Source organism: Paenibacillus sp. TAB_01 (assembly GCF_043945595.1).
Lineage (GTDB): Bacteria > Bacillota > Bacilli > Paenibacillales > NBRC-103111 > Paenibacillus_S.
In genome coordinates this window covers 6,704,289-6,726,396 of the sequence record NZ_JBIFNP010000001.1, presented here as the reverse complement: position 1 = coordinate 6,726,396, position 22,108 = coordinate 6,704,289, and the positions used below count along the sequence as shown (strand labels likewise).

Annotated in this window: 20 protein-coding genes; 11 read left to right on the top strand and 9 right to left on the bottom strand. The window is 47.5% G+C overall.

Translation table 11 applies throughout. The features are described 5' to 3' along the window. Positions 1 to 76 precede the first annotated feature (76 nt). The 9 genes from ACHHV8_RS32845 to dnaA form a co-directional block, all read right to left on the bottom strand. A complete protein-coding gene (locus ACHHV8_RS32845; RefSeq protein ID WP_395163365.1) occupies positions 77 to 1,144 on the bottom strand; it encodes an HD-GYP domain-containing protein in 1,068 nt (355 codons plus the stop codon). Between the two features lie 105 nt (positions 1,145 to 1,249). Next, positions 1,250 to 3,733, bottom strand: a complete 2,484-nt coding sequence (gene gyrA / locus ACHHV8_RS32840) for a DNA gyrase subunit A (protein ID WP_395163364.1) — start codon at positions 3,731 to 3,733, stop codon at positions 1,250 to 1,252. Between the two features lie 107 nt (positions 3,734 to 3,840). Then, complete coding sequence (locus ACHHV8_RS32835) at positions 3,841 to 4,737, bottom strand: polysaccharide deacetylase family protein (protein ID WP_395163363.1); 897 nt, start codon at positions 4,735 to 4,737, stop codon at positions 3,841 to 3,843. After that, the gene (gene gyrB, locus ACHHV8_RS32830) at positions 4,715 to 6,628 is read right to left on the bottom strand and encodes a DNA topoisomerase (ATP-hydrolyzing) subunit B (RefSeq protein ID WP_395163362.1); all 1,914 of its coding nucleotides are present in this window, start codon (positions 6,626 to 6,628) and stop codon (positions 4,715 to 4,717) included. Before gyrB ends, ACHHV8_RS32835 begins: the two co-directional genes overlap by 23 nt. Positions 6,629 to 6,656: 28 nt before the next feature. Continuing rightward, a complete protein-coding gene (gene remB, locus ACHHV8_RS32825) occupies positions 6,657 to 6,905 on the bottom strand; it encodes an extracellular matrix regulator RemB (RefSeq protein WP_094016635.1) in 249 nt (82 codons plus the stop codon). A 51-nt stretch (positions 6,906 to 6,956) separates the two neighbouring features. Next, entirely contained in the window at positions 6,957 to 8,066 is a 1,110-nt protein-coding gene (gene recF / locus ACHHV8_RS32820; RefSeq protein WP_395163361.1) for a DNA replication/repair protein RecF, read from the bottom strand. Positions 8,067 to 8,106: 40 nt separating this feature from the next. After that, a complete protein-coding gene (gene yaaA / locus ACHHV8_RS32815) occupies positions 8,107 to 8,322 on the bottom strand; it encodes a S4 domain-containing protein YaaA (RefSeq protein WP_395163360.1) in 216 nt (71 codons plus the stop codon). A gap of 29 nt (positions 8,323 to 8,351) precedes the next feature. After that, the gene (dnaN, locus tag ACHHV8_RS32810) at positions 8,352 to 9,494 is read right to left on the bottom strand and encodes a DNA polymerase III subunit beta (protein ID WP_395163359.1); all 1,143 of its coding nucleotides are present in this window, start codon (positions 9,492 to 9,494) and stop codon (positions 8,352 to 8,354) included. Positions 9,495 to 9,699: 205 nt separating this feature from the next. Beyond that, positions 9,700 to 11,064, bottom strand: a complete 1,365-nt coding sequence (gene dnaA / locus ACHHV8_RS32805) for a chromosomal replication initiator protein DnaA (RefSeq protein ID WP_395163358.1) — start codon at positions 11,062 to 11,064, stop codon at positions 9,700 to 9,702. Positions 11,065 to 11,567: 503 nt separating this feature from the next. Here dnaA and rpmH point away from each other — a divergent pair. The 11 genes from rpmH (at position 11,568) to ACHHV8_RS32750 (ending at position 22,081) form a co-directional block, all read left to right on the top strand. Next, entirely contained in the window at positions 11,568 to 11,702 is a 135-nt protein-coding gene (rpmH, locus tag ACHHV8_RS32800; protein WP_054975180.1) for a 50S ribosomal protein L34, read from the top strand. A gap of 130 nt (positions 11,703 to 11,832) precedes the next feature. Beyond that, positions 11,833 to 12,177 (top strand): ribonuclease P protein component, encoded by a 345-nt coding sequence (rnpA, locus tag ACHHV8_RS32795; protein ID WP_395163357.1) that lies wholly within the window; start codon positions 11,833 to 11,835, stop codon positions 12,175 to 12,177. A 75-nt stretch (positions 12,178 to 12,252) separates the two neighbouring features. Further along, complete coding sequence (yidC, locus tag ACHHV8_RS32790; protein ID WP_395163356.1) at positions 12,253 to 12,987, top strand: membrane protein insertase YidC; 735 nt, start codon at positions 12,253 to 12,255, stop codon at positions 12,985 to 12,987. Next, the gene (gene jag, locus ACHHV8_RS32785; RefSeq protein ID WP_395163355.1) at positions 12,984 to 13,601 is read left to right on the top strand and encodes an RNA-binding cell elongation regulator Jag/EloR; all 618 of its coding nucleotides are present in this window, start codon (positions 12,984 to 12,986) and stop codon (positions 13,599 to 13,601) included. The genes yidC and jag overlap by 4 nt, the downstream gene beginning before the upstream one ends. An 81-nt stretch (positions 13,602 to 13,682) precedes the next feature. Then, positions 13,683 to 15,059 (top strand): tRNA uridine-5-carboxymethylaminomethyl(34) synthesis GTPase MnmE, encoded by a 1,377-nt coding sequence (gene mnmE, locus ACHHV8_RS32780; RefSeq protein ID WP_395163354.1) that lies wholly within the window; start codon positions 13,683 to 13,685, stop codon positions 15,057 to 15,059. 36 nt (positions 15,060 to 15,095) lie between these two features. Continuing rightward, a complete protein-coding gene (gene mnmG, locus ACHHV8_RS32775; RefSeq protein WP_395163353.1) occupies positions 15,096 to 16,982 on the top strand; it encodes a tRNA uridine-5-carboxymethylaminomethyl(34) synthesis enzyme MnmG in 1,887 nt (628 codons plus the stop codon). A gap of 3 nt (positions 16,983 to 16,985) precedes the next feature. Then, positions 16,986 to 17,711 carry a 16S rRNA (guanine(527)-N(7))-methyltransferase RsmG gene (gene rsmG, locus ACHHV8_RS32770; RefSeq protein ID WP_395163352.1) on the top strand — a complete coding sequence of 242 codons (726 nt, stop codon included), beginning with the start codon at positions 16,986 to 16,988 and terminating at the stop codon, positions 17,709 to 17,711. A gap of 445 nt (positions 17,712 to 18,156) precedes the next feature. Beyond that, positions 18,157 to 18,972: a nucleoid occlusion protein gene (gene noc / locus ACHHV8_RS32765; RefSeq protein WP_395163351.1), complete on the top strand. Its 816-nt coding sequence runs from the start codon at positions 18,157 to 18,159 to the stop codon at positions 18,970 to 18,972. Between the two features lie 209 nt (positions 18,973 to 19,181). Further along, positions 19,182 to 19,940 (top strand): ParA family protein, encoded by a 759-nt coding sequence (locus ACHHV8_RS32760; protein WP_395163350.1) that lies wholly within the window; start codon positions 19,182 to 19,184, stop codon positions 19,938 to 19,940. Further along, entirely contained in the window at positions 19,937 to 20,791 is an 855-nt protein-coding gene (locus ACHHV8_RS32755; RefSeq protein WP_395163349.1) for a ParB/RepB/Spo0J family partition protein, read from the top strand. The genes ACHHV8_RS32760 and ACHHV8_RS32755 overlap by 4 nt, the downstream gene beginning before the upstream one ends. A 135-nt stretch (positions 20,792 to 20,926) precedes the next feature. Next, positions 20,927 to 22,081, top strand: a complete 1,155-nt coding sequence (locus ACHHV8_RS32750; protein ID WP_395163693.1) for an aminotransferase class V-fold PLP-dependent enzyme — start codon at positions 20,927 to 20,929, stop codon at positions 22,079 to 22,081. The last annotated feature ends 27 nt before the right edge of the window (positions 22,082 to 22,108 follow it).

Sequence of the window (22,108 nt, the reverse complement as noted above, 5' to 3'; positions counted from 1 at the left end):
CAAACAAAAAAATCTTCCTGCAAAAGCAGCGAAGATTAATTTATCATAGGATATCATTCCAAGTCAAGGATGAAGTTTACTTTTGAATCACATCTTGTATATATAGACTTCTTTCCAGCGATAAGTTAATAATTGTGCCGTTTACATTCACCCATGGCCGTGTTGGATGCGTTCGATCTGAAAATACGATTTCCCCAATGCGATTATCATTAAGCTTCACCAGGACACCGTTATGGAACTGGGTCACCTTTTGAATGAAAGTCTGGACTAAAGCGGGATCCAGCTTCCCGAAAGACTCATTGAAAAGCTGGTCCAAGACAAGATATCGGGACTCGGCTTTTTTATGATACCGGTCTGTCGTCATGGCATGAAACATATCTGCTATCGCGATAATTTTTGAATAAAGATGGATGTTCTCACCCTTTACTCCTAAAGGATATCCGGAACCGTCCTCACGCTCATGATGCTGCAGCGCCGTAAACTTAACCCCATCACTGATGGCCTTCACATTCTTCAAAAAGTTGTACCCGATAATGGTGTGCTTTCTCATTTCCTCGGCTTCTTCTTTTGTCAGCTTGTTCGGCTTAAACAGGATATGCGTATCGACTCTGGCATTGCCAATATCGTGCAGCAAGCCGCCTAGAGCAACAGGGATCCAGTCCTTGGAGGGGAGCCCATGCCATTTGGCTAAGCAGTAGGAAGTAAGGCTCACCATAATGCTGTTGTGATATATGTAATCCTCCAATTGAAACGATCGGGGCGAAAACGTAAGTACTTGATATTGATCAATGTACTGAAGCAGGCTTTCCAGTTGGTTACGTATTTCAAGGATTTGCGGAATCTCCCCGCTGACCGAAGTGAAGACCCTCTTAAGCAAAGAGAGCATCTTATCATACTCGTCATAAAACGGATTGCTTCTAACCGGTGCTGCCGTTTCCTCAACAACTGCGTTTTCTTTTGACACTTGAGGTTCGGGCGTTTTGGAATCCACCTGGACGGATGAGATGAGAAATGCTTTTAATACTTCAATCTCCTTCTCCGTGATGACTCTTCCTTTGGGCAGCAACAGATTGCCTCTTCTGGTCTGTACATTTTCAGTTATTCTCTCACCGGGCTTTAATTGGGAAACGGAAACAATCGCCATGGATCGCGTCACCTTGCTTTCTATCGTATCAATACTTATTCTAAACGAAAAAGAATGGGGATGTAACCCCCATTCTTCCTTGTACCGCTAAAAAAGGCAGACTATTTATTCATTGTCTTGCGAAATATTCGTTTCTTCGCCCTCTTCTTCATCATCAAGAGGCTCTTCGCTCTTTTCCACTCTAGCGACAGTTGCAACCTCATCTTCGTCGCGAATATGGATCAACCGGACCCCTTGCGTATTCCGGCCCATCATGGAGATTCCCGACATGCTCGTCCGTATAATGGTGCCAAGCGCGGTTATGATCATGAGATCCTCATCGTCTCTGACGATTTTCAAGCCGACGACAGGACCGTTTTTCGACGTTACATTGAGCGTCTTAATGCCCTTGCCGCCACGGGATTGCAGTCTGTACTCGGAAACCAGCGTCCTTTTGCCGAAGCCTTTGGAAGTAACGATCAAGACACTGTTATTCACATCCACGACATCCATATCGATGACGGCATCCTCTTCCCCAATATGAATCCCTTTCACACCGGTAGCGGAACGCCCCATAGGACGGACTTCCTGTTCAGGGAAGTGGATGGAGATCCCTTCTTTGGTGCCCATAATGATCGTTTGGTTGCCGTCCGTCAGCTTCACACCGATCAGATCGTCGTCCTCACGCAAAGTAATGGCAATCAAACCGCCTTTGCGGATATTGCCGTAATCATTAAGCGGGGTTTTCTTCACCAGCCCGTTCTTCGTTGCAAAGAACAAATACTGCTCGGATTCAAAGCCTTCTACAGGTATAACGGCATTGATCGTTTCACCTTGCTCGATCTGAAGCAGGTTAATGATCGGTGTCCCTCTGGCCGTCCGGCTCAGATCAGGCACCTCGTAAGCTTTTAAGCGGTATACCTTCCCTTTGTTCGTGAAAAACAGAAGGTAGTGGTGAGTGTTGGTTACGAATAGATGTTCGACAAAATCGTTGTCTTTCGTATCCATTCCGATGACCCCTTTACCGCCCCGCTTCTGGCTGCGATACGTGGTAACAGGCAGACGTTTGATGTACCCGGTATGGGTAATCGTAATAATCACATCTTCCTGCGGAATCAAATCCTCATCTTCGATACTGTCTCCACCGAATGTAATTTCCGAACGGCGCTCATCGCCGAATTTTTCTTTAATTTCCTTCAGCTCATCGTTAATAATAGCCAGAACCAGCTGCTCATCGGCAAGAATCGCTTTGAATTCCGCGATTTTTTTCAGAAGCTCCGCATACTCGGCTTCGATTTTCTCGCGTTCCAATCCTGTCAAGCGCTGCAAACGCATATCCAGGATAGCTTGGGCTTGGTCAAAGCTCAATGAGAATTGACTCATCAAGCCCTCACGCGCTTCCTCGGTCGTTTGGAACCGGCGGATCAGAGCAATGACTTCGTCAAGGTGATCCAAGGCAATCCGCAAGCCTTCCAGGATGTGAGCGCGCGCCTCCGCTTTACGCAATTCGAATTCCGTACGGCGGCGGATGACTTCTTTTTGATGCTCCAGGTAATGGAACAGCATTTCCTTCAGGTTCAATACCTTCGGCTCACCATTGACAAGCGCCAGCATAATGATCCCAAAATTGGACTGCAACGCCGTATGCTTGAACAAATTGTTCAGTACGACGTTCGGGTTGACGTCACGGCGCAGCTCGATCACGATGCGCATGCCGTTGCGGTCGGACTCGTCCCGCAGGTCCGTAATGCCGTCGATTTTCTTATCGCGGACAAGCTCCGCGATTTTCTCGATCAGCCGGGCTTTAATAACCTGATAAGGCAGCTCGTGAACAATGATGCGCGCCTTATTGTTATTTTCTTCAATGGTTGTCTTGGCCCGCATAGTTACAGAGCCGCGACCGGTACTGTAAGCCTGCTTGATCCCTTCACGGCCCATAATATAACCGCCGGTCGGGAAGTCAGGTCCTTTGATCGATTGCATCAATTCAAGCGGTGTGATATCCGGGTTCTCGATCAATTGATGAACCCCGTCAATAACCTCCGTTAAATTATGCGGCGGAATATTGGTGGCCATCCCGACCGCAATCCCCGAGCTGCCGTTAACCAGAAGGTTAGGGAACCGGGACGGCAGTACCGCAGGCTCGTGCTCCTCGCCGTCGTAGTTCGGAACGAAGTCGATCGTATCCTTATTCAGATCGCGCAGCAGCTCCATCGCGATTTTGGACAAACGTGCCTCGGTATACCGCATCGCCGCAGCCATATCGCCGTCAATCGAACCAAAGTTCCCATGACCGTCGACCAGCATGTAGCGAAGGGAGAAATCCTGCGCCATCCGAACCATCGTCCCGTAAACGGAAGCATCCCCGTGAGGATGGTATTTACCGATGACTTCACCAACGATACGGGCCGATTTCTTGTAAGGCTTGTCCGGAGACATGCCGAGCTCGGACATCGCAAACAAAACACGGCGATGCACCGGCTTCAGCCCGTCCCTTACGTCCGGCAAAGCACGGCTAACGATAATACTCATAGCGTAATCGATAAAGGAAGTACGCATTTCCGAGCCGATATCGATATCTTTTATTTGTGAACGTTGTTCTTCGGACATGGTTTACCTCCTAAGGGCTTTGCTTAAAACAAAGCCTACTTCATAAGCATTCACGGGTTTGCATAAGCAACGCCCTTGTAACAAAAATTTCAACTAGCGGATATCCGTCATTTTTGCTGGTACAGCCGTTTTATAATTAAATTATTCAATGAATTCGACCGGATAAACGGGCTGCCCGCATTAATCCTCGGAATTTGCAGCGGATCGATTCCGCGGGTGACGATGTCGCTGTAAGTCGTAAAAGCATACTTGATTCCCGATCGGGTAAGAATATCCGCCGATTCCGCATCATACGTACCGAAGGGATAGGCGAAGGCATCGACCGGCCTGGCATAGAGCGCCTCAAGCTTGGAGCGGCACAGCCTCGTATCGGCAATGATCCGCTGCTCGAACGCCTGCTCCGTCTCCTCCGTATTCCCGCCGCTGAGTCTTGACGTAAAGAGAGCCTCTCCGTTCGGGGCGGTATCATGCAGACTGTCTGTGTGGCACTGCACATCGATATCTGAATCCTCGCGCGTCATCTGCCTGATTTCATCCCGCGACAAGGAGGGAATACGGCTCTGCTCGGGGTGCTCTAAATCCTTCGTAATGACAAAATTAACGGCAGGGATGTTCATTGCTCTGAGAATAGGGTATGCATTCGTAAAAAAGCTTTTGTACCCGTCGTCAAACGTCACAAGCACGGCATTGGGAGGAACCGACCCTCCCGCCAAAAATTGCTTGAACTGCGCCAACGTAATAAAGTGATACCCTCGCTCCATCAAATCGGTTAACTGGCTATGAAACAATGGCGTGCTTATAGTAACCATACCATTGGTGGAATCATCAATATGATGATAAGCGAGAACCGTAACGTAATCGGTATATAACACCAGCGGTTTCTGCGGGAATAGTCCCGGCGTCAGCCATAAAAGGAGAGCGGCCAGAAACCACAAACCGATTCTCTGAATCCGGGTAAGTCTGGTTCTACCAGCGCCGCTATTAGAAGTCCAAGTTCTTGACATACTTGGCATGCTGCTGAATAAAGTCTCTGCGCGGCTCTACATTCTCGCCCATGAGCATATCAAAAATAAAATCGGCGTCAATCGCGTCCTGGATGCTAACCTGCAAAAGCGTACGGCTTTCCGGATCCATTGTCGTTTCCCACAGCTGCTCCGGATTCATCTCGCCGAGACCTTTATAACGCTGAACGTTTACTTTGCCGCCGTCACCGAACTCCTGCATAATCGTCTCGCGCTGCTTGTCATTGTAAGCATAACGAACGGTCTTGTTGCGCTCCAGCTTATACAGCGGCGGCTGAGCGATATAAATATAGCCCGCATCCAGCAGCTTGCGCATGTAGCGGTAGAAGAAGGTTAAGAGCAGCGTACGAATATGGGCGCCGTCGACGTCGGCATCCGTCATAATAATGACTTTGTGATAACGCGCCTTCGAAATATCGAAATCGTCTCCGATTCCGGTGCCGAGCGCCGTAATCATCGCCCGAATTTCCGTATCGGACAAAATCCGGTCCAGTCTCGCTTTCTCCACGTTCAAAATTTTACCGCGCAGCGGCAAAATCGCCTGGAAATGACGGTCCCGCCCTTGCTTGGCGGAGCCGCCGGCCGAGTCACCCTCAACGATATAAATTTCACTGATGGATGCGTCCTTGGAGGAGCAGTCCGCCAGCTTCCCCGGCAGGGCGCTTACTTCAAGCGCGCTTTTACGGCGAGTCAGCTCGCGTGCTTTCCGTGCAGCTTCGCGGGCACGCGCGGCCTGGACGCCTTTTTCAATGATTTTTTTGGCAACGGCCGGGTTCTCATCAAGAAACTCCATCAGCTTCTCCGAGAACAGGGACTCGACGATACCGCGAACTTCGCTGTTGCCGAGCTTGGTCTTCGTCTGTCCTTCGAACTGAGGCTCAGGGATTTTCACCGAAATGATCGCGGTCAAGCCTTCGCGCACATCATCGCCCGACAGGTTGGAATCACTGTCCTTCAACGAGTTGTACTTCCGGGCATAATCGTTCAAAATCCGCGTCAATGCGCTCTTAAAGCCCGATTCATGCGTACCGCCCTCATGCGTGTTAATGTTGTTCGCGAACGAATAAATGTTCTCTGTGTAGCTGTCGTTATACTGAAGGGCGATCTCCACCTGGATAAAATCTTTGGTGCCCTCCGTAAATATCGGTTCATGCACAGCCACTCTGTTGCGGTTCAAGTACTCGACGAAAGAGACAATCCCTCCCTCGTACATATAGGTGTTGCTGACGTCCGTACGCTCGTCGATTAACGAAATTTCAATGCCTCTATTGAGAAACGCCAGTTCCCTGATCCGGGCCTGCAGCGTGTCATAATCATAGTCCGTCGTCTCGGAAAAAATTTCTTCGTCCGGCCAAAAGGTAATGACGGTGCCTGTGTCGTTCTCATCCGTTTCGCCGACTATTTTCAAGTCGTATTGGGGAATACCGCGCTGGTATTCCTGCTGATGAATCTTTCCTTCACGCTTGACTTGAGCCACCAGTTTTTTGGACAAAGCGTTAACAACCGACACACCTACCCCGTGAAGCCCCCCGGACACCTTGTAACCCTCACCGCCGAATTTACCTCCGGCGTGAAGTACCGTGAGCACGACTTCAAGCGTGGAACGCTTCAGCTTCGCATTCTCACCTACAGGAATACCGCGGCCGTTATCAATGACGGTGACGCTGTTATCTTTGTGAACGATCACTTCAATCTTCGTGCAAAAGCCAGCCAGCGCCTCATCGATACTGTTATCGACGATTTCCCAAACAAGATGATGAAGGCCTCTGCTGCTGGTCGATCCGATATACATCCCCGGACGTTTACGAACAGCCTCAAGCCCTTCAAGCACCTGTATCTGACTTTCATCATACGTATTTTGATTCACAGACATGTTGACACCTACTTTTCCAAGGTAAAATCTAGTTTGTTAACAAATGATGCGCCCGTTTCTTCAAGGTCATGGATGAGATTGGAGAGTAGTAAACTTTGGATTGCGTAACGACAAGCGATTTGCTTTCCTCTTCACCGATCACTTCGACCCGTTTCTCCTTGATCGCGAAGCTGACGAACTGCTTAGATATTTTCGAAGATTTTTCGATGGATAAGTCGAATATAGCAACGAGCTCGGATGCGCGAATAATTTTTTCTCCGCCTAAATGGATGAACATGAGGCCATCTCCTTTTAACGTGAGACTTGCTGGAAGGAACAGTACGTTGCTCTATGTCAAGCTTCCGCTGCAAACATGAATGACAGAAGCATTTTCCAATTTTGACAAATCTATGCTTTCAATGCCGGTCGTTGTTATGAAGGTTTGAACCTTATTCTGAAATGTTTCGATCAGCTGCGTCTGACGGAACTGATCAAGCTCGGACAGCACGTCGTCCAGCAAAAGGATCGGATATTCTCCAACCTCTTCCCGGATCAATTCGATTTCTGCCAGCTTTAAAGAAAGGGCGGTCGTCCTCTGCTGGCCCTGAGAGCCGAACGTCTGCACTTCCTTGTCGTTAATATAAAACAACAAATCATCCCGATGCGGACCGACCAATGTAACACCACGCCGAAGTTCCTGTTCTTTTACCTGTGATAACTTTATCATAAATTGGTCAAATAAAACAGATTCATCTTCGATGGCCGCTTCTTCAAAAGCCGTGGAGTACACAATGCGGAGCTGTTCCTTGCCGGCGGTTATTCCGGAATGAATCTTCTCCGCCCAGGATTGCAGCTTCTTTATAAAGCTTTGACGTTTTTTAATGATTTTAATACCAAATTGCGCCAATTGTTCATTCCAAACTTCCAGCATGGCCGCTTTTGTATCCCTTGTGCTGAACAATTGCTTTAAATATTGGTTCCGCTGCGCCAAAATTTTCTGATACTGCGATAAATCGTATAAGTAGGACGGCTGCACCTGACCGAGCTCCATATCGAGAAACCGGCGGCGGACGGAAGGGGAGCCTTTGACAATTTCGAGATCCTCGGGCGCAAACATCACTACGTTCAGCGAACCGATAAAGTTGCTTAATTTTTTTTGCTCCAGCCCGTTAATCTTCGCCTTCTTCCCCTGCTGGGAAATGGCCAGGTCGAGCGTCACCGAGCCATACTTTTTGTCCACCTCGGCATGAAGCAGCGTATGCGGATGCTCCCACTGGATCAGCTCCCTGTCCTGGTGCGTCCGGTGGGATTTGGTCAAAGCCATCACAAAGATGGATTCCAGCAAATTCGTCTTCCCCTGCGCGTTCGGTCCCACAATGATATTCACCATATGGCCGGACTCAAAAAAAACCTCATCGTAATTGCGATAATGCTGCAAAGACAGCTTTTTCAGTTGCAAAGCGGTTCCTCCTAAGGCTTCTCGCCGCTTTATTCACATGTTAATAACGAGCTACGACAAATTCTCCACAGCCCTCAACACGAATCGTATCCTTGTCGACCAGCTTCTTGCCGCGGCGGTTTTCCGGCTCTCCGTTCACCCAAATCGCCGTTTCTTGTAAAAAGCTTTTCGCTTGTCCGCCGGTAGAAATACAATCGGCCAGTTTTAGAAACTGACCAAGGGTAATGTAATCGGTGTTTATGGAAATGGTTTTCATAACAAAAGGGCCTCCAAAGCAATCAAATATTAGTTTGTCGTACGGTACGGCAAAATAAGCTGCAGCAGCGTCGACGATTCCTCCGGCCGAATAATGATCGGCTGCATAGCACCCGTAAATCCGATCCGAATCAGCTCGCTGTCCATCACTTTCAACGCATCCAGCATATATTTCGAGTTAAACGAAATCCGCAGCAGCTCGCCGTTCAAGGTCTGGACTTCCAGCTGCTCCGTTACTTTACCGAGCTCGGAAGAGCTGGAGGAAACCTCAATCGTATGATCCTCGCGCATAATCAGCTTAACGATATTCGTCTTTTCTTCTTTGGACAGCAAATAAGCGCGGTCGATAGCGTCGGCCAGCTGCTGGGTATGAATGACCATCTCGGTCTGAAACGACTGCGGAATGAGCTTGGATGTATCCGGGTAGGTCCCATCCAAAATTCTTGTATAGAACAAGATCGAGCTCAGCTTAAAGAGCACTTGATTTTCTGCAAAAATCACATCGATCAGCGTGTTCTGATCCGGCAGGATCTTGGACAGCTCGTTTAAGGTTTTACCGGAGATGGAAATATTATTAAGCTGAAAATCCGCATCGACCTCAACCGAAGTTTCGCGGCTGCCGAGCCGGTGCCGGTCACAGGCGGTGAACTTCAGCTTCTGATTGGCGATAGTCCACAAAATCCCGGTTAAAATAGGCGTCGATTCATTCGTCGAAACGGCAAACGAAGTTTGCTTGATCATGGTTTTCAGCAGATCGCTCGGCAACTGAATACGACGATTTTCTTCAATGCTGGGAAGTGTCGGATATTCCTCAGGATCCAGACCTACCAGCTGAATTTCGGAAGAACCCGAACGAATCGTTGTTTGAAAATGATCCTTTACTTCAATTTCGACTTGCTGGGCAGGAAGCTTACGTACGATTTCGACAAAAAATTTGGAGGACAGCACGACGCTGCCTGTACGCTCCATCTGGATAATGCTGAGTTCATTTTTTTCTTTGGGAATAAAGCTTTGAATGGAAATATCCGTATCGCTGGCCGTCAGCGTTAAGCCCCTGGAATCAGCATCTATTTTAATCCCGCTAAGAATTGGAATGGTCGTTTTGTTGGAAATCGCTTTGGATACGTGCTGAATGGACTCGTTCAGCTGCTCTTTCAAAATCGTTAATTTCATACTGTCACTCCTATGAGTTCGAAAATGATGGAGATGGCCATATACCTCTATAATACATCTTTTTATTTAGTAATAGTAGTAGGGGCCGTGGATATGTGGATATGTGGAAAATGAGCGCAAAACGAAAGCCTATCCACATGTGAATAGATTGTGCATAGGCTTAGAGTTATGCAGATGTGATTGCAATGCAAAAAAGCAGGTTCGGCTACATTGTTACGTTTTTCACTTTTTCCATGAGGTTCTGAATGATCTTGGACAGCTCCTGATCCGTTTTCAGCGCAGCCGAAATTTTCTCATGAGCATGAATGACGGTTGTATGATCGCGGCCGCCGAACGCTTCGCCAATCTTCGGGAGGGAGAAATCGGTCATTTCCCGAGCGAGATACATAGCAATCTGCCGCGGATAGGCGACCATCTTGGTACGCTTCCTCGCTTTGAAATCCTCGAGCTTCAGTCCGTAAAATTCCCCAACCTTCTGCTGAATATCCTGGATGGTAATCACCTTCGGCCGGCTGCTCGGAATAATATCCTTCAACGCTTCCGCGGCCAAATGCGAAGTGATATCCTCGTTGATCAGCGAAGAATAGGCAACAACGCGAATTAAGGCGCCCTCAAGCTCCCGGATGTTGGAATCGATCTGATTGGCTATGTAAACCATGGCCTCATTAGGGATCTCCAGGTTCTCGGCCTTCGCCTTTTTACGCAAAATCGCAATCCTTGTTTCCAGATCCGGCGGCTGAATGTCGGTAATGAGTCCCCATTCGAAGCGCGAACGAAGCCGTTCCTCGAGCGTCGGGATCTCCTTAGGCGGACGGTCACTGGAGATGATGATTTGCTTACGTTCTTCATGCAGCGCATTGAAGGTATGGAAAAATTCTTCCTGCGTTTGTTCTTTTCCGGCCAGAAACTGAATATCATCTATAAGTAGCACATCGATGCTGCGGTATTTGTTGCGGAAGCTCTCGCCCCGGTTATCGCGGATCGCGTTAATGAATTCGTTCGTAAATTTCTCGGACGAGATGTACAGCACCTTAGCACTCGGATTGTGTTCTAGCACATAGTGTCCGATGGCGTGCATTAAGTGGGTTTTGCCCAGTCCAACGCCCCCGTACAAAAACAACGGGTTATAAGCCTTCGCCGGCGCTTCGGCCACAGCAAGAGAAGCGGCATGCGCAAAGCGGTTGCCGGAGCCAATAACAAACGTATCGAACGTGTATTTCGGGTTCATCATATGACTAAAAGTTTCTTCTGGAGCAGCTGCGGGAGCTTTGGCAGGGACTGTCGGCGGGGAGGAGGGAGCACCGGCGTTCTTATCTTCGTCGGATTCAATAATAAACTTCACTTCCGCAGGCTTTCCCATATAATCAAACACCGTATCTTTGATCAGTTTGGTATACCGATTCTCAAGCCATTCCCTGGCAAAATTGTTCGGTGCGCAGATCACGACCTTCGATTCGTTAAAAACCACGGCTCTTGTGGATGTAAACCAGGTTTCGAAGCTTGGTTTACTCAGCCTTGTTTGAATAATGGAAAGGACTTGCAGCCATTGCTCGTTGGGATGGCTTTCCACAATGTATTCACTCCTTCAAAAAAATAAGCGGTGTGGCGTAAGCCATACGAGTGTAGAAAAAACGCGGGTGGTGTCGGAATATATCCACATCATTAAGAGCGTGTGGGTAACTATTATTCAGAAGGCGGGTAAATTGTTCACAAAGATATCCACAGCCTGTTGATAAAAAAGTTGATAAGTAGGCACTATCCACAGGATAAGCATAACCATGATATCAAAATATGCTAGGTTAATCAATGAAATGTTTGGGCTTATCCACATCTTCTACAGATTGTGTGTAACTGTTATGCACAACACTAGATATTGTTAATAAATTGTGGTCATTTCGACAAATGCTGCGCATTCGCGTATTTTTTTATACACAGGCTATTCTTTTCGAAAAAATGACGGCACTCGACTGGCAAAACTTTGTGAAATGGGGAAGTTGACTTTTCCGTTATAAGATGGTTTAATGTTAGAAGGTATTTTTGGGAATGGATTTTCCTCGAGGAGGTGCATGATAGATGAGACCTACGTTTAAACCGAACGTTAGAAAACGCAAAAAAGTACACGGCTTTCGTAAAAGAATGAGTACGAAGAACGGCCGCAAAGTACTGGCTGCTCGTCGTCAAAAAGGAAGAAAAGTTTTGAGCGCATAATACAAGAGGCCACTGTCAGGTGGCTTTTTTTGTTGCCCTCATATACCCGAATGGCATAAAAGGCTCGAAAATAGTACAGGCTAGTTACTGTTTTGGCGAATCGGACCCTGAGAAATAGGGAGAGTTCACATTGGAGAAGAAGAACCGGTTAACGAAAAGAGAATATTTTGACAAGGTGTACCGCGGCGGGAAATCGGCTGCCAATCACCAGTTTGTTCTATATTATTATAGAAGACCTCAGCAGGAATCGTTCCGCCTGGGGATCTCGGTCAGCAAGAAGCTTGGCAATGCGGTGGTCCGCAACCGGATACGCAGAGTGGTTAAGGAAATTGTCCGTCTGAACATTCACCGGTTCGCCGGGGGATACGACTACATATTAATTGCCCGCAAGCCCGTTGTCGGCCTGTCCTATCAGGAAGTGGAGAAGAGCATTCTCCATGTGTTCAAAAGAGCTTCAATGTCCGTTCGAAAATAGGACGAGCCATTTCTTTTTTAGGGAGAGATATGGTATAGTTTATTATTGGAAAAGAAACTATAGGAGGAACTTATTTTGACTCGTCGACTTGCTACCTATTTGCCGCTGCTTTTCATGTTCCTGCTGCTTGCAGGCTGTACTCCGGCAACCACTCCTATCAATCCGGAAAACGGTGTATGGGACAAGTATTTCGTCGGACCGCTGGCAAACGTGCTGGACTGGTTTGCAGATGTGCTATGGGGTTCGTATGGATTGGCTATACTAGTCGTAACGATTATTATTCGGTTTATCATATTACCGCTTACACTGAAGCAGTATAAAAGCTCCAAGAAGATGCAGGATATCCAGCCGGAGCTGGCTAAGCTGAAAACGAAGTATAAGGACGATCCGAAGAAGCAGCAGGAAGAAACGATGAAGCTGTTTCAGTCGAACGGAGTAAATCCTCTGGCAGGCTGCCTGCCGCTGATCGTTCAAATGCCGATTCTTATTGCGCTGTATAACTCGATTATGAGAAATCATAACATCGCCGAACATTCCTTCTTATGGATGCAGCTTGGAACGAAGGATCCATATTATATTCTGCCTTTACTTGCGGCACTCACCACGTTCATTCAGCAGAAGACGATGTCCTCGCAGATGAATCCGCAAATGAAAAACCTGATGTTTATCTTTCCGGTCATGATTTTCGTCATGGCGATGAACTTTGCCTCCGCGCTTCCGCTTTACTGGATTTTCAGTAATACCTTTACGATCGTTCAAAATTACTTTATTTATGGTGGATCTCAAAAAAAGGGTGGCCAATCAAAATGAAGAAAATGGTGGTAACGGGGAAATCGATTGAAGAAGCTGTAAAAAACGGGCTTCGACAATGGAATACCACGGAGGATCGGGTAAAAATGACGGTATTGGAGCAGCCCTCTCGAGGGCTGTTCGGCCTCATTGGCGCCAAGGAAGCGAAAGTGGAATTGGAGTTTATACCGGATCCTATAGAAGAAGCCATATTTTTTTTGAAAGATGTATTTAGGACGATGAGCCTGGAAGTACGTGTCGAGCAGAAGAAGGACAAAGACGGCGTTGAGCTGCATATGTACGGATCGGATCTTGGCATGCTGATCGGCCGCCGCGGACAAACTTTGGATGCGCTTCAATACCTCGTGAATATCGTAGCTAACCGGTATTCGAATTCCCACCTGCGCATTGTGCTTGATGCCGAGCAGTTCCGGGAAAGACGTAAAAAAACATTGGAGGACCTGGCTGCGCGTTTAGCGGAGCGGGTGATCCGGACAAAGAAAGAAGTCGTACTGGAGCCGATGTCTCCGCAGGAACGCAAGGTGATCCATGCGAAGCTGCAGGAGCATCCGAAGGTTCGCACGTTCAGCAGGGGCGAAGAGCCCAATCGAAGAGTGGTCATCGTATTCAGATAAACGATTGCTATCGCTGCAATGATGTCATGGTTATGACTCATTGCTTTTTTTCAATTCAGCTTAAGAGATTGAGGTGCAGCTATGACTAATGATACTATCGCGGCGATATCAACGCCGCTTGGCGAGGGCGGCATCGCCGTCATTCGGGTCAGCGGGGACGGGGCGGTTGCCGCGGTTGAATCGGTGTTTCACGGAAAAAGCAGGCTTTCCCAAGTCGCGACCCATACGGTGCACTACGGATGGATTCAAGACCCGGCGACGGAGACGCGGATCGACGAGGTACTTGTGACCGTTATGAGAGCGCCGCGCTCTTTTACTATGGAAGATGTGGTCGAGGTCAGCTGCCATGGCGGGTTTATTTCGGTCAAGAAAGTATTGGATCTGCTGCTGGAGCACGATGTTCGTTTGGCCGAACCGGGCGAGTTTACGAAGAGAGCGTATCTGAACGGGCGTATCGATTTATCCCAAGCCGAAGCGGTTATCGACCTGATCCGCGCTAAGTCCGACCGGGCGTACAAGGTTGCGATGAAGCAGTCGGAAGGCAGCCTGTCCAAGCAAATCAAGGCGCTTCGTCATGATCTGGTTGAATTGATGGCCCACATTGAGGTGAACATTGATTATCCGGAGCATGATGTGGAAGAGATGACGAATGCCTTTATTAAGGAAAAGTGCACGCTGGCTATGGACCGGATCGGGCAGCTGCTCAATACGGCCCAGCAAGGGAAAATTTTGCGTGAAGGCATTGTCACGGCCATTATCGGAAAGCCGAACGTCGGCAAATCTTCCTTATTAAATACGCTTGCCCAGGAAAACCGGGCTATCGTAACCGATATTCCCGGCACTACGCGGGATGTGATTGAGGAGTTCGTGAATGTAAACGGCATTCCGCTCAAGCTGCTGGATACGGCAGGCATTCGAGAGACGTCGGATATTGTCGAGCAGATCGGCGTGGAAAAGTCGAGAAGCGCTTTGGCCGATGCGGATTTGATCCTGCTGGTGTTTAATGGCGCAGAGGAGCTGCAGCCGGACGAAATCGCACTGATGGACCAGCTGAAGGATAAGCAGACAATCGTTATCGTGAATAAACTGGATCTGCCGCAGCAATTGGAAATGGAACAGCTGACGAGCCGTTTTCCGGCAGAGCGTGTTGTCCGAATGTCGCTGTTGGAGCAGCAGGGGATTATTGATCTGGAAAAAGCTATCGCTAGTATTTTCTTCAGCGGTCAGGTAGAATCAAGTGACCTGACTTATGTGAGCAATGTTCGACATATTTCTTTATTGAAGAAATCGAACAGTTCCCTGAAAGAAGCGTATCAAGCTACAGAGGCTTTTGTTCCGATTGATATGGTGCAAATCGATATTCGGAATGCCTGGGAGTTTCTCGGCGAGATTATCGGCGATTCCGTAGGCGATTCCTTGATTGATCAAATTTTCTCCCAATTTTGCTTGGGTAAATAATATAATGGTAGGTTTTAGCGAGGAGGATGAGCAACAATGAGTTATCAAGCAGGACAATATGATGTTATTGTCGTCGGTGCCGGTCATGCCGGCTGCGAAGCGGCGCTTGCCGCTGCGCGAATGGGCTGTGAAACTTTAATGATCACAATTAACTTGGATATGGTGGCGTTCATGCCATGCAATCCGTCTATCGGAGGTCCGGCCAAGGGTCATGTGGTGCGGGAAATCGATGCCCTGGGCGGAGAAATGGGCCGCAATATCGACAAAACATATATTCAGATGCGGATGTTGAATACAGGTAAAGGCCCGGCGGTGCATGCTTTGCGTGCGCAGGCGGATAAATTTTTGTATCAGCACACGATGAAGCAAACGATGGAGAACGAACCGAAGCTGACGATGCGTCAAGGTATGGTGGAGGATCTGATCGTGGAAGACGGCGCGATTAAAGGCGTCGTGACTAAAACCGGTGCTCAGTACATGGCCAAAGCGGTTGTTATTACTACAGGAACTTACCTGCGCGGCAAAGTGATTATGGGCGAGCTGATGTATGAAAGCGGACCGAACAACCAGCAGCCTTCCGTGAAGCTGTCTCAATCGCTGAAGGACTTGGGACTGGAGCTTGTTCGTTTCAAAACGGGTACGCCGCCGCGCGTGCATAAAGATACGATTGATTTCAGCCAAACGGTCATTCAGCCTGGCGATGAGAAACCGAAGTTCTTCTCATTTGAAACGACACAGGAAATTCCCGATCAGCTGCCTTGCTGGTTGACCTATACGTCTGAGGCGACTCATCAAATTATTAATGACAATCTTCACCGGGCTCCGATGTTTTCGGGTGCCATTGAGGGGACGGGTCCGCGTTACTGCCCATCGATTGAAGATAAAATCGTTCGTTTCAGCGACAAGCCGAAGCATCAAATTTTCTTGGAGCCGGAAGGGCGCAATACGTCGGAATATTATGTTCAAGGGCTTTCCACAAGTATGCCGGAGGACGTGCAATTGGACATTTTGCGTTCGATTCCTGGTCTGGAAAAAGTAGAAATGATGCGCACGGGCTATGCTATTGAATACGATGCGGTTATTCCTACTCAATTAAAGCCGTCGCTTGAAACCAAAATTGTCGATGGTTTGTTTACGGCCGGTCAAATCAACGGCACCTCCGGTTACGAAGAAGCGGCAGGGCAAGGCGTTATGGCGGGAATTAATGCAGCCCGTAAAGTGCTGGGCGAAGAACCGGTTATTTTGGATCGCTCGCAGGGCTATATCGGCGTATTAATTGACGACCTGGTCACAAAAGGAACGAATGAGCCTTATCGGCTGCTGACGTCCCGCGCGGAGTACCGCTTGCTGCTAAGACACGATAATGCCGATCAACGTTTGACGCCAATCGGCTACGAGATCGGTTTGATTAAAGAAGAACGGTACCAAAAGTTCCTGTTGAAAGTGCAGCGGATTGAAGAAGAAATTGAGCGGTTGAAAACGACAAAGGTAAAACCGGTTGATGCGCAGGCTATGCTTGCTTCGCTGGGAAGCGCAGAGATCAACAATTCAGTTGACTTAATTTCGCTGCTTCGCCGTCCGGAAGTAACGTATGAGCATATTCATGGCATTTCTCCGGCTCCCGTCGAGCTGACCGATGAAATGAAAGAGCAGGTAGAGATTCAAGTTAAATATACGGGATATATTGAGAAGCAGCTTGCCCAAGTGGACCGTCTTCATAAGATGGAGAAAAAGAAAATCCCTGACGACATCCGTTATGACGAAATTCATGGGATTGCCACAGAGGCGAAGCAGAAGCTTGCCAAAATCCGTCCGATTTCCATTGGCCAGGCATCGCGAATTTCCGGCGTAACGCCGGCAGACATTTCAATTCTGCTTGTGCATTTGGAACACTACAATAAAGTCGTTGCAGCCAGAGGTTAAATAATGGATTCTATACAGACGCAATTTGTTGATTGGTGCAAGGAACAGCAGATTGAGTTGTCTGACCGTCAGCTCCACCAATTCGAGATCTATTACAAAGAATTGGTGGAGTGGAACGAGAAGATGAACTTGACCGGCATTACGGAGAGAGAGCAAGTATACGTAAAGCATTTTTACGACTCTCTTTCCGTTTCTTTTGTTACTTCGATGACGGAGAAGCAAAGCATTGCCGATATCGGCTCCGGCGCCGGATTTCCGAGCATTCCTTTAAAAATCGCCTTTCCGCATTTGAAGGTGACTATTGTTGATTCGCTGAACAAAAGGATTCAATTTTTAACGCATTTGTCCAATCGTCTGGAGCTGGAGAACGTTAGCTGCATTCACGGCAGGGCGGAGGATATAGCAAGAAATGAGCTGCACCGGGACCGTTACGATTTAGTTACGGCGAGAGCTGTAGCGCGATTGGCTGTTCTGAATGAATTTTGCCTTCCTTTTTGCAAGGTGAATGGTTTGTTTGTTGCCATGAAGGGCAGTGAATTGAAGGATGAATTGAAGGAAGCGGAGTATAGCTTGAAGCAGTTGAAAGGAAGGCATATACATACGCACCGGTTTGAACTGCCTGATGGCGAAGGCTCGGTAAGACATTTGGTAATGATTCAAAAGCAAGCGGCAACACCCGCCAAATATCCGAGAAAAGCAGGAACTCCGCTTAAAGCACCTCTTGTATAATTGGGTGTATGTTCCACGTGAAACATGTTTTTCTGCGAAGGGCTTAAAGAAATAGATATACTGCTGAATATTTAAGGAAAAGGGTGCGACTTTGTGCATCCTTTTTTTAAAGCATTTTACAGGCAGTGAATCTAGTAAAAGAAGAGCCGCATTTACTAGATTGCGATGCAATAGGGAAGTTATGAATTTTTTGCGTCAGCGCACTAAATATTAATAAGCCGGAATGTCCTTCTGTTGCAGGAAAATTCAAATTGCTGGAGAATTAGTAAAGAGTAAGGTAAGAATAGGAAAAGCTTTGATGTAGCAAACCTTCAGTTATGGATCTATTCCAAGGGGGCGATGCGGCTTTTCTGGCGGATAGAAAGTTTCCGGGTTGCCTGGCAGGGTAAGCTTTCTTCTTTTTCAAAGTTTCTTATTTACGGCAAAAGATCGGGTGGATAAATTAATGAAAGAACAGATCTCAAAATTGTTTGGATTTTCGGAAAAAGCGACGGCGGATGAAATAAAAAACATTTCTATTCGAGATATTATTCCAAGTCCATATCAGCCTAGAACCATATTTGATGACGAACGAATTGATGAGCTGTGTCAGACCATTAAGACTCATGGCGTTATACAGCCGATCGTTGTGCGTGTTAGAGAAAATGCCTATGAATTGATAGCGGGCGAACGCCGTTGGAGAGCCGTTAAAAAGCTTGGCCTCGATACCATCCCGGCAATCATTCGCGATTTCAACGATTCTCAAGCGGCGTCTATCGCCTTAATAGAAAATCTGCAGCGGGAAGGGTTGACTGCGATCGAAGAAGCGTTGGCTTATCAGCAACTGATCGATCTGCATTCTTTGACGCAGGAAAGCTTGGCTCAGCGTTTGGGAAAAAGTCAATCTACGATTGCAAACAAAATCCGTTTGCTCAATTTGAGCGAGCCTGTTAAGACTGCGCTTATGGAGCGCAAAATAACGGAAAGACATGCGAGGGCGCTGCTTTCCTTGGATCAGGAAGATCTTCAAGTGAAAGTCTTGGAAGATATTCTTTCTAAAGAGCTGAATGTCAAACAAACTGAAGCAAGAATTCAACTGCTCAAGGAGACGGTAAAGCTGAAGAAGGCGAAGCGTGTATCCTATTCCAAGGATGTGCGTCTTGCTTTGAATACGATTCGGCAGTCAGTCGATATGGTTACTTCCTCCGGGCTTCAGATTAATACGACGGAACAGGATTACGAGGATCACTATGAAATCGTAATCAAGATACCAAAAAAATAGTTTTTGTAGTATGATAGAGTATAAGCTTTACAACTATATAATGAATCCTTCAAGCTCCGTAAAGGAGCTTTTCTTTACTCTCGCACCGATTGGTTCTATACTCGGGACGTCATTTTCTGGTTGCAGCTAGCGGGATAAAGGCAGGTTTCAAGAATTATCGACAGGATGTACCACGTTTTGTACTAGTATGTTATTGAGGTGAAATGATTTTGTCTAAGATTATAGCAATTACGAACCAAAAGGGCGGGGTGGGAAAGACTACGACCTCCGTGAACTTGGGTGCTTCCTTGGCCTCCTTAGGGAAAAAAGTGCTTTTGGTCGATATCGATCCCCAAGGAAACACCACAAGCGGGATTGGGGTCAATAAGGCAGACGTCGTCTATTGTATTTACGATGTAATCATTAATGATATTCACCCCAAGGATGCAATGGTGGATACCGCGATTCCTAACTTGAAAATTATCCCTGCAACGATCCAATTGGCGGGCGCCGAAATCGAATTGGTCCCAACCATTTCACGGGAAGTGCGTCTTAAAAAATCGCTGCAGCTAGTTAAGCATCTATTTGATTATATTCTTATTGATTGCCCGCCTTCTTTGGGTATTCTTACGGTCAATTCCTTGACAGCGGCTGATTCCGTCATCATTCCAATTCAGTGCGAATATTATGCGTTGGAGGGATTAAGCCAGCTGCTAAATACGGTTCGCTTAGTTCAAAAGCATTTGAATACGACCTTGCAGATTGAGGGCGTATTGTTGACGATGTTCGATGCCAGAACCAACCTTGGAATGCAGGTTATTGAAGAGGTTAAGAAATATTTTCAACAGAAGGTGTACCGGACGATTATTCCTAGAAATGTCAGGTTAAGTGAGGCGCCGAGCCACGGGCAATCCATTATTACTTATGATCCGCGTTCTAAAGGAGCGGAAGTCTACATGGAGCTCGCAAAGGAAGTGAGTGCACTTTGAGTAAACGGTTAGGAAAAGGGCTGGATGCATTACTGCCCGCATTAAGTATTAATGATGACGACAAAGTAGTTGAAATCCCTTTATCTCAATTAAGAGCGAATCCTTACCAGCCGAGAAGAACGTTTCATGACGAAACGATCAATGATTTGGCTGCATCCATTAAAGAGCATGGGGTTATTCAGCCTATCATTGTAAGAACGGTGCTGAAAGGCTATGAGATTATTGCCGGGGAACGCCGGTTCCGCGCCTCGCAGGTTTGCGGACTTGCGACAATTCCAGCGGTAGTAAAGAAGCTTTCCGATCAACAGGTGATGGAAATCGCTCTGATCGAGAACGTGCAACGGGAAGATTTGAACGCAATGGAAATTGCCGTTGCTTATCAGTCTCTTATCGATCAGTTTTCGCTGACCCAGGAGGAGCTTTCCGTTAAAGTAGGGAAGAGCCGTTCGCATATCGCCAATTTTTTGCGTTTGATTCATTTGCCTGAGGAAGTCAAAGAGTATGTTTCACGTGGAACATTGTCAATGGGTCACGCTAAGGCAATTATTGGATTGAAGGATCCGAAGCTCATTCGTTCTTTGGCCGATCAGGCTATCAAGGATCAGTGGAGTGTGCGTGAGCTCGAAGAGGAAGTGAAGCGGCTGGAAGAAAAGGCCGATCCGAAAAAAGCCTCCATTAAGGCGAAGCGTAAGGATCCTTATATCAACCAGCTTGAAGAGAGCCTGCGCGAAGCGTATCGGACAACGGTGAAAATCAAGCACAATAATAACAAGGGTAAAATTGAACTGCTGTATTATTCCAAGGATGATTTGGATCGGTTGTTAGAATTGCTGCAAGGCAGGATTTCCTAAGATAAATGCCGGCTATCGTATACTTTATTGTCATACATGCCGATCAATTTTAAATGTAGCATACCTTGTTATGGCCTGAAGCTTCTGGGCAACCTAGGTATGCTACTTTTTGTGAAGGAAGGTGAAATCATGACCATGGAGGTAGCTTATTTCGACCACGCTGCTTCATCTTGGCCGAAACCCCCTCAAGTGCTGCAGGCTATGCAGGATTGTATGCTGCACTATTCCGCCAATCCGGGCCGGGGCAGTCATCAAATGGCTGTGAAGGCAAGCCGGGTACTGTTCGATACCCGTAAGCATCTCGCGAAGCTGTTCCGAATTAAAAACCCAAACGATATTTCGTTTGCATTAAATACAACGATGGCATTAAACCAGGCGATCAAAGGTTTTGTCCGGGAAGGCGACCATGTCGTTTGTACTGCTGTAGAACATAATTCCGTCCGCAGACCGCTGGAGTACTTGAAGAAAACCAAAGGGATTACAATTACATATGTGAAAACGAATGAAAAGGGCGAGCTAAATATAACGGATGTCGCACGGGCGATAACTGAACATACTTCGCTTGTAGTGTGCAGTCACAGTTCCAATCTGCTTGGCAGTATTCTGCCGGTAGAACAGATTGGTGAGCTGTGCCGCGGGAAGGGTATTAAATTGTTAGTGGATGCCGCTCAATCCGCAGGGGTGCTGGATATCGATGTAAGCGCAATGGGGATTGATATGCTCGCTTTTCCAGGACATAAAGGGTTATTGGGGCCTCAAGGGACAGGCGGCCTTTATATAGCGCCTGATATTGAGCTGGATCCCTTAATCCACGGCGGAACGGGAAGCCAGTCGGAGGCGATTGATCAGCCTGCAGTCCGGCCGGACCGGTATGAATCGGGTACGCAGAATACGGTAGGGATCGCCGGTTTGAATGAAGGGGTCAAATTCGTGCTTAACGAAACCGTCGAACGCATTCACCATAAGGAATGGACTCAGACGCAAACCTTGATGGCTGAACTGATGGGAATTGATGGAGTCCAGGTGTATGGCCCGGATTTGGGACAAAATAGAACTGGCATCGTTACGTTTAATATTCACCAAGCGGATTCTTCGGAGGTTGCTTTTATATTGGATCAGTCTTTCCAAATCGCCGTTCGTTCCGGATTTCATTGCTCGCCATTAGCGCATGAATCCGCGGGTACCTTGGAAAGAGGCTCAGTCCGTTCCAGCCTCGGTTATTTTACAACGGATGAAGAAGTAACACGGATGGTTGACGCCGTGAAAGAAATTGCGAAATATTTGAAATAGCAGCACGAAACCGCACGAGAGGCGCAT